The 13,173-nt window shown below is 61.3% G+C and carries 13 protein-coding genes; 7 read left to right on the forward strand and 6 right to left on the reverse strand.

The features are described 5' to 3' along the window. The 7 genes from FJ423_RS28140 to gspG form a co-directional block, all read left to right on the forward strand. Window positions 1–1,941: RHS repeat-associated core domain-containing protein (locus tag FJ423_RS28140; protein WP_140846182.1), on the forward strand; the 1,941-nt coding region annotated here is incomplete at its 5' end. Next, window positions 1,938–2,945 (forward strand): transglutaminase family protein, encoded by a 1,008-nt coding sequence (locus FJ423_RS28145; protein WP_140846183.1) that lies wholly within the window; start codon window positions 1,938–1,940, stop codon window positions 2,943–2,945. The genes FJ423_RS28140 and FJ423_RS28145, both read left to right, overlap by 4 nt. Before the next feature lie 412 nt (window positions 2,946–3,357). Beyond that, window positions 3,358–3,849, forward strand: a complete 492-nt coding sequence (locus tag FJ423_RS33750) for a hypothetical protein (RefSeq protein WP_181174927.1) — start codon at window positions 3,358–3,360, stop codon at window positions 3,847–3,849. Beyond that, window positions 3,849–4,292, forward strand: a complete 444-nt coding sequence (locus FJ423_RS28155; RefSeq protein WP_140846184.1) for a hypothetical protein — start codon at window positions 3,849–3,851, stop codon at window positions 4,290–4,292. Before FJ423_RS33750 ends, FJ423_RS28155 begins: the two co-directional genes overlap by 1 nt. Window positions 4,293–4,545: 253 nt before the next feature. Beyond that, complete coding sequence (gene gspD / locus FJ423_RS28160) at window positions 4,546–6,672, forward strand: type II secretion system secretin GspD (RefSeq protein WP_140846185.1); 2,127 nt, start codon at window positions 4,546–4,548, stop codon at window positions 6,670–6,672. Window positions 6,673–6,680: 8 nt separating this feature from the next. After that, window positions 6,681–7,169: an A24 family peptidase gene (locus FJ423_RS28165; protein WP_246680333.1), complete on the forward strand. Its 489-nt coding sequence runs from the start codon at window positions 6,681–6,683 to the stop codon at window positions 7,167–7,169. After that, the gene (gene gspG, locus FJ423_RS28170; RefSeq protein WP_140846187.1) at window positions 7,169–7,642 is read left to right on the forward strand and encodes a type II secretion system major pseudopilin GspG; all 474 of its coding nucleotides are present in this window, start codon (window positions 7,169–7,171) and stop codon (window positions 7,640–7,642) included. The genes FJ423_RS28165 and gspG overlap by 1 nt, the downstream gene beginning before the upstream one ends. 30 nt (window positions 7,643–7,672) lie before the next feature. On the opposite strand, the gene FJ423_RS28175 is transcribed toward gspG, so the two are convergent. The 6 genes from FJ423_RS28175 to FJ423_RS28200 form a co-directional block, all read right to left on the reverse strand. Further along, window positions 7,673–8,665 (reverse strand): IS481 family transposase, encoded by a 993-nt coding sequence (locus FJ423_RS28175; RefSeq protein ID WP_140846188.1) that lies wholly within the window; start codon window positions 8,663–8,665, stop codon window positions 7,673–7,675. Window positions 8,666–8,747: 82 nt separating this feature from the next. Then, window positions 8,748–9,476: a general secretion pathway protein GspJ gene (locus FJ423_RS28180; RefSeq protein ID WP_246680334.1), complete on the reverse strand. Its 729-nt coding sequence runs from the start codon at window positions 9,474–9,476 to the stop codon at window positions 8,748–8,750. After that, on the reverse strand, window positions 9,476–9,835 hold the full coding sequence (locus FJ423_RS28185; RefSeq protein ID WP_140846189.1) for a prepilin-type N-terminal cleavage/methylation domain-containing protein: 360 nt from the start codon (window positions 9,833–9,835) through the stop codon (window positions 9,476–9,478). Before FJ423_RS28185 ends, FJ423_RS28180 begins: the two co-directional genes overlap by 1 nt. Next, window positions 9,832–10,317: a GspH/FimT family pseudopilin gene (locus FJ423_RS28190; protein WP_140846190.1), complete on the reverse strand. Its 486-nt coding sequence runs from the start codon at window positions 10,315–10,317 to the stop codon at window positions 9,832–9,834. Before FJ423_RS28190 ends, FJ423_RS28185 begins: the two co-directional genes overlap by 4 nt. Further along, window positions 10,314–11,531, reverse strand: coding sequence for a type II secretion system F family protein (locus tag FJ423_RS28195; protein WP_140846191.1), 1,218 nt, complete (start codon window positions 11,529–11,531; stop codon window positions 10,314–10,316). Before FJ423_RS28195 ends, FJ423_RS28190 begins: the two co-directional genes overlap by 4 nt. After that, window positions 11,531–13,171: a GspE/PulE family protein gene (locus FJ423_RS28200; protein WP_140846192.1), complete on the reverse strand. Its 1,641-nt coding sequence runs from the start codon at window positions 13,169–13,171 to the stop codon at window positions 11,531–11,533. The genes FJ423_RS28195 and FJ423_RS28200 overlap by 1 nt, the downstream gene beginning before the upstream one ends. Window positions 13,172–13,173: the final 2 nt, after the last annotated feature.

The raw sequence follows: 13,173 nt of genomic DNA on the forward strand, positions 1-13,173 counted from the left end.
ACGCGGTTCGAGAACGAGGGCAATCCGGCAAGTCAGGCGCTGGTCAAATACACCCCGCTGCCGAATGGCGCCGGCGAAGACTTCACCCGCTCCTATTATGACGGGCTCGGCCGGGTCTACCGGGTCGAGACGCCCGGAGAGACGGCGGCTGGTCCAAGGCGCATTGCCGACACCGACTACGATCAGCGCTCCAATGTGCTGCGCACCGCCTTCCCAAGGTTCGTCGGCGATGCCGCGCAATGGACCACCAATTTCTATGATTGGAACGACCGACTGGTGAGGACGGTCAACCCCGACAGCAGCCAGCGGACCTATCTCAACGAGCTGGCAACGGCGACGGGCACACCCAATCCCCGTCTCAACGCGGTTACGCTGACCGACGAACTCGGCCATCAGACAAAAACCACGTGGACGACCCACGGTGACATCGCGGCCATTGCCCGTGACCTTGGCGGCCTCACCTTGCTTGAGAGCCGTGGTTACGACGTGCTTGGCAAATTGACCGGCGTCACTGACCCCGGCGGCTCCAGCTGGTCCTACACTTACGACATGCTCGGCAATCGGCTGTCGGCAACCGATCCGGATCTCGGCACCTGGTCTTACGTCTACGATGCCGCCAACCGGCTCGTCAGCCAGACCGACGCCAGGGGTACCGTCACCAACCTTGCCTACGATCAGATGGACCGGCTGACACTGAAGACGGCAACGGCCTCAGGCGGCAGTGCGGTGACGCTGACCCAGAACACTTATGACCAGGCGGCTGCCGGCTTCCAAAACATCGGCCAGCTCACCACCTCGACCAATCCAGCGGCGACGCAGGCTTACAAGTATGACGGCTTCGGCAAGGTGGCGCGCCAGGATGCCACCATCGGCACGCTCACCCACACCACCATCACCACCCGCGATGCCTCCGGACAGCCGATCGCCACGCAATATCTGCCGGTCGAGCTCGACTTCGGAACTTCTGCCGCGCCCCTGCAATACACGGCCGCCAATAAGCTTGCCTCCGCTTCCGGCTTCATCACCTCGACGCTCTATGAGGCCGATGGGCAGACCAAGGAGATCACTTATGCCAATGGGGTCAAGACCGCCTTCACCTACTCGCCGCCCCGGCGCTGGGTGACACGCGTCACCACCTCGAGAGGCGCAACCATCCTCCTCGACGATCAATACGCCCGCGACAATCTCGGCCGCATCACTGGCACGACGGGGCTCACATCAGCGGACAGCTGGACCTATGGCTATGACAATGCCGACCGGCTGACCTCGTCGGACAATCTTGGCGACAACACGCTCGACGAGACCTTCGCCTACGCCGCCAACGACAATCTCACCTCGCGCAGCCGTGTCGCCGGCACCTACACCTATCCGGCAGCGACATCGCCGCGGCCGCATGCGCCGACATCTGTTGGCGCCAACGCCATGGCCTACGATGCCAACGGCAATCTGACCTCCGACGGCAGCCGCACGCTGACCTGGGACGAGGCCAACCGGCTGAAGACCGTCAGCCTTGCCTCCAACACCGTCAACCTGAGCTACGGCCCTGACGGCGCACGGGTGAAGAAAGCCTCGACCTTCGCCACCACCCTCTATCCGGACGCCTCGGTCGAGATCGATCCGGCCATCCCGGGCGCGGAGGTCTACACCCGCTATCCGCATCCCGACGTCAAAGTGGTGGGCGCAGCAAAGTTCTTCCTGCATCGCGATCACCTGGCCTCGGTGCGCATGGTCACCGACAACTCAGGCGCCATCACCGAAGCCACCAACTACGCCTCCTACGGCGAACGCCTCAACTCCGGCTTCCAGACGCAGAAGTCCTACATCGGCGAGCGCTTCGATCCAGAGACCGGGCTGCTCTACCTCAATGCACGCTACATGGATCCGGTGCTGGGGAGGTTCGTGCCGGCCGATCCAGGTGAGACGAAGGAGCGCAATCCATGAGCGCGCCCTCCAAGTCCCGAAGCATTGCATTTCCACCGGCGGTCTGGTCGGCGATTATTGCCGGGCTGTTGCTGCTGGTTAGCGTCCACTCGGCGGCGGCCGGAGATATCGGCTCATCGAATCCGGCGGCTTTCGTCCGGGGGCTTGTCAATGCGCCGGAAGCCGGGATGGATTTCGGGCGAGCCAAGCTGGCGATCGACAAGTTCGTCGATCCCGCCATCGATGATGCTGGCGCGCTTGCCGAGATCGACCGGATGGTGGGCATCGTCAACAAGATGCTCGCCACGCCGCCGCCCGATGCGGCCGCGATCGGCATGGAGAAGATGAAGGCGCTGCGCACCTTCCTCTATGAGGGCGGCTGGTGGAACAATGGCAGGCCGTTCGAATACGACCTCTCCGACCCTTTTGGGCAAAAACCCCGTTCGCAATCGCTGACTAACTATCTTGCGACCCGGAAGGGCAATTGCGTCTCGATGCCTGCGCTGTTCGTCATTCTCGGGCAGCGGCTTGGCATAAACCTGACGCTGTCGACCGCGCCGCTGCACGTGTTCGTCAAGTTCACCGACGATGCCACCGGCAAGACCTGGAACCTCGAGACGACCAGCGGCGCCGGCTTCACGCGCGATATCTGGTATCGCGAAAAATTGCCGATGACCGACGAAGCGATCGCCAACGGCGTTTATCTCAAGACGCTGTCGCGTCGGGAGGCGCTCTCCGTGCTGGCAACGCCGGTGCTCGACCACCTGCTGGAAACAGGCCGCTACGAGGACGCCATCGCGGTGGCCGATGTGCTGATTGATGCCTATCCGGCCAACGCCTACACGCTGGTGAAGAAAGGCACAGCATACTACCGACTGCTCGATGCGGAGATCATCAAGAAATATCCGAAGCAGAGCGACATTCCGCCGGACAAGGTGGCTTACGCGAATGAGCTTTACCAAGCCAACAAGCAGGCGTTCGCGAAGGCCGAGGCGCTCGGCTGGCGCGAGCCGAAACTGAATTAGATCGAACAATTTTGACCGCTGTGGGGGATTTATGGGGAAGTCGACGAGAGTCAAAATTCTGCAGCGTGTGTTGGCTGTATTGCTTACGATTTCGCTCGTGATTTCTGGCGCGGCCAGTGCCTATGCATCGGCTGGGTTCGCCCTAAAGTCACAGCGGCAAACCAAGCGCACTATTGTTCATACGGTGCGATTCATATCGCCAGATCCAATCGATCCGATAGTACCGAGTGTAGGTACAAACCGATACGCTTACGCAGGGAATGACCCGGTCAATCGGAGCGATCAAAATGGGCTCTGTCCTGTTTGTATCGGGATCGTGGTAGGGGCAGCGGTATCGTATCTTAGTGGCACCACAGAAGCCAATACTCCGGAGACGGAGGACGATGTCACACAAACAAGTGAAACGACTGCTATGGCCAATATGGCAATCGGAGCCATTCCTGGCGAAGCCTTAAATAAGCTTGCGGGAGCAACGGTCGGCAAGCTAGTTTCGAAAGCCAGTGTGTGGGCTCTGGAGCAACCGGTTGTTCGTGGCTTCACAATAGAAAAAATGTTGGGCGCTAATCTTGCCTCAAACTTTCGAGCTATAGATAGCTGGAACCCAGCAACAGGTGTTGCTCGCAGCATCAAGTCTGTAAATTTGCGCGCACGTACATACCAGGACCCAAAGAAGTTGGAGGCTACTCTAAAAAGCTACGTGAGAGAGGTAGCTAATTTCAACGGCGCAACCGGATTAACGCGAGAAGGAAAGCCTATAGCAATTACAAGTGGTTCAATAAAGAAGAGAGAACTAGATATTGCTATTCCGGGAACTCCAAATAAGGCTCAGCAAGCCGCTATTGATGCCGCAAAAGCCTCAGGAAAGACATCTGGTGTTGACGTAAAGACTACGGTGGTTCCTTAATGAAAAAGTGCTTTTTGTTTATTATTGACGGATTTATCTTGGGCGTCCCGATGGTTACTACCATTGCTGGGTGGGAGATGTTTGTGGGGCCGGCAATCGCGGTCGGAGAATTAGCGTCTACCAACGACTTAGAAATCGGCATAGCTGTAGGCCGAATTGTTGAGTTGCATACTAGCAACGTTCTGGATGAGGATGTCAACCCTGATTTGCTCATAGAGTCCGTTTCAAAATATGGAATTAAATCTTATAAAGCGTTATTCCGTAAGTGCTTACAGATGTCAGTTGTGAAAGAATTGGAAGATAGATACAAATTAACTCCATATGCCCGCCTGAAAAAAGGAGGAGAGGTTGGAGGTGAAGAGCTGGATATTACCTTAAGCTCAAATGGACAATCGCAGGATTTAGGTGCCTCTGTTCGGAAGTGTATCTCTTATTGCAGATAGTCGTAACTCGTCTTGCTGTTGTGGGGTTGCCGCAGCGTAGGGCGGGGCAATGTGTGCTCACGCCTGACGATTATGCGCTCCGTCTATCACTGCAAGCCATGTATGCCGGGCCGCGAATGCCATGGCTAATCTCCTTACCTCAGCAGAAAATCCGCTCCCACACCAACCCTGTGGATAGACTCCCAACATCTCCATCAATCCCCCCACACACTCGCAAGAAGCCCTAAAGTAAAATTTCAGGGGAATCGGGTGGATGTCAGTCAAGCCAGTCAGTCGCGTCGTGTTTTTCATGCTGCTGGCGATTGGCGGTTGCCAGTCGCCGTCGGGCGGGGACTTCTTCACCGAGACAGTCGAGAGCCTGCATGCCAAGAATTCGTCTTTGCGCGCCGGCTATACCGGCCCCGCGACCATCGGCTCGGCCGCGGAGCGGGCGCAGCGCTTCAATGGCGCGCAGTATCAGGGCTCGGGCGACTTCGTCGGTTCCTCCGCGCCGGTCGCCCAGGTGACCGGCGACGGCAGCGGGCAATATGAGCTCAACCTCGTCAACGCGCCGGTGGCGCAGGCAGCCAAGGCGGTGCTGGGCGACGCGCTGCAGGTCAACTACGTCGTCGATCCGCGCGTCCAGGGCACGGTGACGCTGCAGACCTCGAAGCCGGTCTCCAGGGAGGCGCTGTCGGACATCCTGGAATCGGCGCTGGCCGTGAACGGCGCCGGCATTGTCAAGCGCGCCGGTACCTACCAGATCGTACCGCTTTCGGAGACCTTGTCGAGCACGCCGGCGGTCAGCGTGCCGTCCGTTTCGCCGTCGGGCCCGGGTGTCAAGGTCCAGGTCATCCAGCTGCAGTTCATCGCCGCCGACGAAATGAAGACCATTCTCGAGCCGATCACCCGGCAAGGCTCCGTGCTGCGAGTGGATTCCACACGCAACCTGATCACCGTCGCCGGCAACAACACCGATCTCGCGGCGATCCGCGAGGCGGTCGCGGTGTTCGATGTCGACTGGATGCGCGGCATGTCGGTGGCGCTGCATCCGCTGAAGGCCTCGAAGCCGGAGGCCGTGGCCACGGAGCTCGACTCCATCTTCGGCACCAAGGACGGCCCCGGCGCCAAGGTGATCCAGTTCATCCCCAACGATCGCCTGAACTCCGTGCTGGTGATCACCTCGCGTCCCGCCTATCTGACTCGCGCCGCGACCTGGATCGGCAAGCTGGACAGGTTGGCGGAAACCAATGAGCAACAGCTCTTCGTCTACCAGATCCAGAACCGGCCGGCCAAGGAACTGGCTTCTGTTTTGAGTACGGTGCTTGGCACGTCGGTTAAGACGGAAGGAGGGTCCTCCGGTTCGAATGTCTCACCCGACATGACGCCGATCGCCATGCAGTCGGACGGTGTCACGCCGGCGCCGCTCACCGGGCCGTCGCCTTCGCTGCCTCAGCAGGAGGGTGAGGGGCCAGCCCACGCCACGGTCGTCGCCGATGTCGAGAACAATGCGCTGCTGATTCAGACCACGGCACGCGACTATGAGCGCATCCAGCAGATCCTGGCCAAGGTCGACGTGCTGCCGACGCAGGTCATGCTGGAAGCGGTGATCGCCGAAGTGACGCTCGACGACGACCTGAAATACGGCCTGCGCTGGTTCTTCGAAAATGGCGGCACCAAGGTCTCGGTGTCCGACCTTGCCAAGGGTGCCGCCTCGGCCTTCATGGGCGGTTTTAGCTGGAGCTATGCAACCGGCAACATCCAGGTGACCCTCAACGCGCTCTCCTCGATAACCGACGTCAATGTCATTTCGGCGCCCACGATCATGGCGCTCAACAATCAGAAAGCGATCCTGCAGGTCGGCGACCAGGTGCCGATCCTGACCCAGCAATCGCAGGATACCGGCAACGGCACCGCGCCGATCATCAACTCGGTGCAGATGAAGGACACCGGAGTCATCCTGACGGTGACGCCGCGCATCAACAATGCAGGCCGCGTCATGCTCGACATCCAGCAGGAGGTCAGCGACGCCACCCCAACGAAGAGTTCGGGCATTGATTCGCCGACCATCCAGCAGCGCAAGGTCCAGACGCGCGTGATGGTGAACGATGGCGAGACCCTGGCATTGGGCGGTCTCATTCAAGAAAAAAACAGCATCGGTCGCAGCCAGGTGCCGATCCTCGGCGACATCCCACTTATCGGCAACGCGTTCAAACAAAAGGATGACGGCATCAAGCGGACCGAACTGATCATCTTCATCCAGCCGCATGTCGTCCGTGATATCAACGAGGCACGTGAGGTGACGGAAGAGTTCCGCGGCAAGATCAATCTGCAAACGCCGATCCAGCAGCGGCGCGGCGGCACCAAGCTGCAACAGGATGTGAAGAGACTGGCCTACTGACCATGCCAATGGACGTCGCGATCCATCTCATTGCCGGCCTGATCCTGACGGCTATCCTCGTTGCCATTGCCCTGATCGACTTGGGCCGGCAGATTATTCCTGACGCGCTCAATGCGGCGCTTGCCGTGAGCGGGTTTTGTTTTCAATTGGTCACGCAGCGCGCCGATGCGCCGATGCAGGTCTTCATCGCTGCATCGACGCTGGCGGTTTTTTGGGCGCTGCGGCGCGGCCATTTCCTGCTCACCCGCAGGATCGGCCTCGGCCTTGGCGACGTGAAGATGCTGGCCGCGGCGGCGCTGTGGATCAACCCGCTGCTGTTGCCGGTGCTGCTGTTTATCGCCAGTGCTGGGGCACTGCTGTTTGTCGGCGGGCAGGTGGTTACCACGGGGCCTGCGGCGGCGCGGGCGCGCGTACCGTTCGGGCCGTTCATCGCGCTCGGGCTCGGCTGCAGTTGGGCGCTGGAACAATTTGTCGGGCTGAATTTGGGACTACTGTGATGCGAATTTTCCATCTCACCGGCTTGGCCGGACGCAAGCAAGGCAAAACCGGGGACACGCACGCCGACAAAGGCGAGGCCGGCTTCACCCTGGTCGAGCTTCTGGTCGTGCTGGCCATCATCGCGCTGATCGCCACGCTGGTGGCACCGCAGGTGCTACGCTATCTGGGTTCTGCGCGCACCAGCGCCGCCAAGGCGCAGATCAAGAACATCGAGAGCGCGCTCGAGCTCTACTATGTCGACAACGCCAAATATCCCTCGAACGACGAAGGCCTGAAGGCGCTGGTGACGGCGCCGGCCGGCGAAACACACTGGAATGGTCCATATCTCAAGACGACGAGCGGGCTCAACGATCCCTGGGGCAAGCCCTATGTCTATGAGCCGAACGCCGATGCCAGCGGCGTGGTGATCCGAACCTTCGGGCGTGATGGCAAGCCCGACGGAACCGGCGAAGACCAGGATGTCAGCAATTGATGCTGGCCTTCTGATCCGGGCCGGGAAGGGCTAGATGTTTAGTCCCGGCATTTGCTGGAGCGGATTGAGCCGGAAGTGTTCGGGCTGGGAGGCCCATGCCTTGCAGATGGATTCGTAGGGCGTGAGGCCTTTGAGGGTCTTGAGCCTGCGGCCGAAGTTGTAGGCCGCAACGAAGTCGGCGAGATGCTGGCGGAGCTGGTCGTGGCTTTCGTAGTGAAAGCGCTTGACGGTGGCCTCCTTGATGGTCCGGTTCATTCTCTCGACCTGACCGTTGGTCCATGGGTGCTTGGCCTTGGTGGTGCGATGCTCGATGTCGTTCGTGGCGCAGGCGTATTCGAAGGCATGAGCCCAGAAGCGCTCGCCGTTGGCGATCGCCTCCTTGATCAGCGGCACGGCCGACCCTCCGGCGCCGGGCGTGGTGAACTGGATGCCGTTGTCGGTGAGCACGGTGTGGATCTTGTAGGGGACGGCTGCGATCAGCCGCAGCAGGAAGTCTCTCGAGACGGCGGTGGTGGCCTTCTCGTGCAATTCGACGAAGGCGAACTTCGAAGTGCGGTCGATGGCGACGAACATGTGCAGCTTGCCCTGTTCGGTCCGCACCTCGGCGATATCGATGTGGAAGTAACCGATCGGATAGCTTTTGAACTTCTTCTTCGAAGGCTTGTCACCTTCGACATCCGGCAGCCGGCTGATGCCGTGGCGCTGTAGGCAGCGATGCAATGACGAGCGCGTCAGATGCGGGATCGTCGGCTGCAAAGCATAGAGGCAGTCATCGAGCGGCAGCAACGTATAGCGCCGAAAGGCGACGATGACCGCCTCTTCCTCGACGGAAAGAACCGTCGACCTCGGCTCTTTTGGGCCGGTCGGCAGATCAGCGACCGAGGTCCGATTCTTCCATTTGCCGACCGTCTTCTGGTTGATCCCGTAGCGCTTGGCCAAGACCCTCAAGCTCTCTTGACTATGCTGTATCGCTCGACGGACCGCCTCTGTCGTCGTGGCGCTTCCATGAAGAACCTGGCCCATAGCGCATCCTTTGATTCGGAGGATAAGGATGCCCCATCAAAGCCTGGGATCAAACAGCTAGATTGGTCAAGAAACGACCGCGTCAGTAATGTCGCTCTGCGGGTAGGCTTGCCAGGTTTAACCGCGCGAAGCCGTCAGACGAATAGGCCGCGCCGCCCTTGGCAACGGATATCCTGAAGCGGATGGCGGCCGGAAGGCGTCGGTTGAGCTTCCAGTCGGCCGACCACGATCGCTGGGCGCCGTCGAGATATTCGAAATGAAGGCCGGTCACGCCAGCGATCAAGGGCACCCTCTGGTTTCCCATCGTATCGTCGGCACCAGCAGCGCCGCCCCGTCTCGGTATCTGAATGATGGCCAGGCTGTTATTTTCGGTGCGCTGGATGGCGATTTGCCTGAGGGCGGACGAGCCGAAGCCGATCGCAATGATGCCGTTGAATTGCAGCCGATCGGGTCCGCCGCTGAAATAGATTACGTCGTCGGGTGTCGACTGCATGAGGGGCAGGGCCTCGGCATTGCTGAGCGCGATTTCGAGAAACCGTGTCGCGGCGTCCACCTCCATCTGCATCTGGGTGGCGTTCTGGATCCGCACCATCGTTCGCGCTTGCCCGAGAAAGGTGACGATCAGTGCGGATACCACGCCTATAAGGGCGAGCCCCACCAGTATGTCGATCAGCGCGAATCCCTCGATCGATCGACACTTCGCGGCCGGGTATGTTTGCGTGCCGGGCGCCTTCCTTTGGTGACGCCACTTCCTTCGACGGGAGGAAGCCCCGATGAAGAAGGAGGGCACACGAGGAACAGAACCGCTCACTATGAGCCCTGCCGTCTGGCGGGCATGAAGGTGAGAAATGTTCCCGCCCCGGCACCGCTCTTTTCAATGATGATGGCGTCGAGCTTTGCCTTGCCGTCACCAATCGGCTGAGTCTTGACCGTCCAGCCGGATTGCCCAATGGCGTCGAGCCCAGCCGTTCCCCCGATTCCAGCATCCGAGTCATACTGCGCCATGATTTCCCGAACCTTTCGTGCTGCTTCCACTTGTTCCCGCGCCGTCACGAAGCTGCGGCTGGCGAGCACGATTGTCTGGCTGGCGATGCCAAGGACGAGCGCAAGGATGCTCATGGCGACGATCATTTCGAGGATCGAGAAACCGTCTTCGCTGCCGGGCGTCATGGCTTTATCGTCCGGCTGGTAAGCCCGGTCAGCCAGTTCACTTCGATATGCGCCGTCTGGGCGCCACGCTGCAGATCGATCTCCACGCCTGACGAACTGCCGTCAGGAAGAAACGTAAGGGCTGTCTGGCGGTCCGTCACCGTCTCGCGACCCGTGGTCACGCTCATTTTCATGTCCTCGGGCAAACCAAGCACCGGCTGGTCGCCGAAGCGGATCGTGCGGTCGCCGACATCGATGACGACCTGCTGCGGTCTGGTCGTGGCGATCGCCACCGTGCGCGACATGCGAATCCGACCAACGATCTCGCTGGAAAGGCTTTCGAGGCTTTCCGACCGGTATCTCTGGACAATGCCGGGTGCCGCGATTGCCGCGACGACGGCGATGATGGCCAGCACGACGAGCAGCTCGATCAAGGTGAAGCCGACTTCACCTTGATGTTCGGGGCCTCGCTTGTGTCTTGGTACGGCAGCAAATGTTCTCATTGCAGCGCCAAGTCGTTGATGCTGAGGATCGTCGTCATCACCGAGACGACCAGGCTGCCGACAAGGAAGCCGAGCGAGATCGTCATAGCCGGTGTCAGGAGCTTCAGCAGCGTGTCGATTCGACGCGTCACCGCCGACTGCAGCATCTTGCCGGCGCGGTCGAGTACGAGGGACAGCGCGTTGGCATCATCGCCGAGTGAGATTAGCGACAGCGTGGCGTTGTCGAACAGCTTCGCATTGGCGACGGCGTTGTGAAGCCGCGCGCCGTTCGCCACTTCCTCTTCCACTGCCGCAAAGCTCGCTTTCAACGATGCCTGTTGCGAAACATTGGTCGCCAGGCGCAGCGCCTCGCTCATCGTCACGCCATTGCCGAGCAGCAGCGACAAGGTTTCGAGATAGCGGGCAAGCACCGCGTTGGTCACCAGCGGACCGATCACCGGTGTTTTGAGAAGCCAACGCGAGAAGACGCTTTTTGTCGCCGGGGACTTCGACAGAACGAGATAGAAGAGCAGTGCCAAGAGGGCAGCGAGCGGGAAGACGAACGGATAGTCGTTGAAGACGTGGCCGAAGGAGGAGAGCATGCGCATCGTGAAAGGCTTGCGGGCGGAAGACCCCTCGAAGATCGGCTCCAACGCGGGCACCAATACCGTCGCCAGTACGACCATGGCGCCACACATCACCAGAAGAAGGAAGGCCGGATAAGTCAGGGCTTCGATGATCGAGGTCCGGCGTTTCGCTCTGGCTTCGAACGCGTCGGCCAGCCGCTGGCAGATATAGGCCATCTTGCCGCTGCGCTCGCCGCTGGCAAGCAAGGCGGCGACCTCTGGCGTGATGCCGGGCAGGGTCAGGAACGCGTCGGCGATGGAGCGCCCGCCGGTGGTCAGGTCCAGGACCGCCTGCAATTGCTGACGCCTGGCGACATTGCCTTCGCCGGAAATGACCGCGTTCAAGGCGCGGTCGATGGTGAATCCGGCGTTGAGCAGCACAGAAAGCTCGGCAAAGAGCCGGCTGAGATCGACGCGCCGCGTCAGCGTCAGGCTGGCCCTGCCGGGCAGCCTGATCTGCGCCTTCTCCTCGCTTGCCGGCACCAGATGATAGGAGCGGCGGCCTTGCTGGGCGAGCTTGCGCGCGGCACCCTGCTTGGTCGGGGCCTCGACGACGCCGTTCTCCCTGGTCCCATCGGCGAGATAGGCGCGATAGGCGAATGATGGCATCAGCCGCCTCCGCCGAGGTCGATGACGCGCCGCACTTCCTCGAGTGTGGTGACTTGGCGTTCGACCAGTGTGGCAGCGTGAGCGGCCATAGTCGTCAGATCGGCTTCCGACGCCGCCTTGGCGATCTCGAGCTCGCTCGCGCCCTCGTCGATGAGCGCCGCGATGCGCGGTGACACCTGCAGCATCTCGTAGGTCACGGTGCGCCCGCTGTAACCCGAGCCGTTGCAGCTCTTGCAGGACGCGACGTTGCCGGCGCCTTGGCAGGCCGGACAGACGCGCCGCAGCAGGCGCTGCGCGATGACGCCGCGGATGGTGGCGCCGAGCAGGTAGCCGTCGACGCCCATGTCGCGCAGGCGCGTCAGCGCCCCGGCCGCGCTGTTGGTGTGCAAGGTCGAAAACACCAGATGGCCGGTCAGCGCCGCCTGGATGGCAATCTGCGCCGTCTCGCGGTCGCGAATTTCGCCGAGCAGGATGATGTCGGGATCCTGGCGCAGGATCGAGCGCAGCGCCGTGGCGAAATCGAGGTCGATGGCCGGATTGACCTGCAGCTGCGTGATGCCGGCCATCCGGTATTCGACCGGGTCCTCGACGGTGAACACCTTGACGTCGGGCCGGGAGCATTCTGCCAGGACCGAGTAAAGCGTGGTGGTCTTGCCGCTGCCGGTCGGGCCGGTGACCAGCACGATGCCGTTGGCGGCGCGCGACATCTGCCGGATCTTGGTCTGCGCGGCTTCGTCGAAGCCGAGCTTTTCCAGGCGCAGCTCGACGCCGGCGCGGTCGAGGATGCGCAGCACGATGGCCTCGCCATGGATCGACGGGATGACCGAGACGCGCAGATCGACATCGCGCCCGCGCACGGCAATCCGCATGCGCCCGTCCTGCGGCAGCCGCCGATCGGCGATGTTGAGCCGCGCCAGGATCTTGATGCGCGTCGAGACGCCGGACAGCATCGCCGAGGGTGCCGTGTCGACGACCGACAGCATGCCGTCATTGCGGAAGCGGATGCGCACGTGGTCTTCGAGGGGCTCGATATGGATGTCGGTTGCTTTGGCATCGACGGCGCGGTGGATGGTGTCGGCGACGAAGCGCACGATCGGCGCCTCGCGCGCGAAATCCTTCAGGCGCTCGAGATCGTCCGAGCCGAAATCCGCCGGCCCGGCGCTGCCGACTTCGAGCGATACCGCTTCCGCCGCCAAGCGCTCCAGCCGGTCGATGCACTCGCCGATCATGCGCCGCGGCAGGACGCGCAGCGACGGCGTCCTTTCCCAGTGAAAGGCCAGCGCATCGATGGTCGCCGACGAAAAAGGATCTGCCACCGCCACGACCAGCTGGCGGTCGTCCATCTCCAGCGGCAGCACGGCGTCTTCCTTGAGATAGGAGAGCGGCACGCTGGCCAGCATCTGCGGGCTCAGCTCCTCCGGCAACTCGGCAAGCATCGGCACGTCGAGGAAACGGCAGAGGCTGCTGGCAAGCTCCTGCTCGCCGATCAGGCCGAGTTCGGTCATCACCGTGTCGAACGGATGCCCCGATGTGCTCGCCGCACCCAGGGCGCGCTGGACGCTGTGCGCGGTGAGGATTTTTTCGCTCTCCAGGAAGGCGAGGAAGGCTTCGATACGAGAAGTCTGAAGCGCGGCGTTCATGG

Origin of the sequence: Mesorhizobium sp. B2-8-9 (assembly GCF_006439475.1) — a bacterium.
GTDB lineage: Bacteria > Pseudomonadota > Alphaproteobacteria > Rhizobiales > Rhizobiaceae > Mesorhizobium.

Coding starts and splice junctions, on each gene's coding strand:
- FJ423_RS28145 (WP_140846183.1), top strand. CDS start 1,938: ATGAGCGCGCCCTCCAAGTCCCGAAGCATTGCATTTCCACCGGCGGTC.
- FJ423_RS33750 (WP_181174927.1), top strand. CDS start 3,358: ATGGCCAATATGGCAATCGGAGCCATTCCTGGCGAAGCCTTAAATAAG.
- FJ423_RS28155 (WP_140846184.1), top strand. CDS start 3,849: ATGAAAAAGTGCTTTTTGTTTATTATTGACGGATTTATCTTGGGCGTC.
- gspD (WP_140846185.1), top strand. CDS start 4,546: ATGTCAGTCAAGCCAGTCAGTCGCGTCGTGTTTTTCATGCTGCTGGCG.
- FJ423_RS28165 (WP_246680333.1), top strand. CDS start 6,681: ATGGACGTCGCGATCCATCTCATTGCCGGCCTGATCCTGACGGCTATC.
- gspG (WP_140846187.1), top strand. CDS start 7,169: ATGCGAATTTTCCATCTCACCGGCTTGGCCGGACGCAAGCAAGGCAAA.
- FJ423_RS28175 (WP_140846188.1), bottom strand. CDS start 8,665: ATGGGCCAGGTTCTTCATGGAAGCGCCACGACGACAGAGGCGGTCCGT.
- FJ423_RS28185 (WP_140846189.1), bottom strand. CDS start 9,835: ATGACGCCCGGCAGCGAAGACGGTTTCTCGATCCTCGAAATGATCGTC.
- FJ423_RS28190 (WP_140846190.1), bottom strand. CDS start 10,317: ATGAGAACATTTGCTGCCGTACCAAGACACAAGCGAGGCCCCGAACAT.
- FJ423_RS28195 (WP_140846191.1), bottom strand. CDS start 11,531: ATGCCATCATTCGCCTATCGCGCCTATCTCGCCGATGGGACCAGGGAG.
- FJ423_RS28200 (WP_140846192.1), bottom strand. CDS start 13,171: ATGAACGCCGCGCTTCAGACTTCTCGTATCGAAGCCTTCCTCGCCTTC.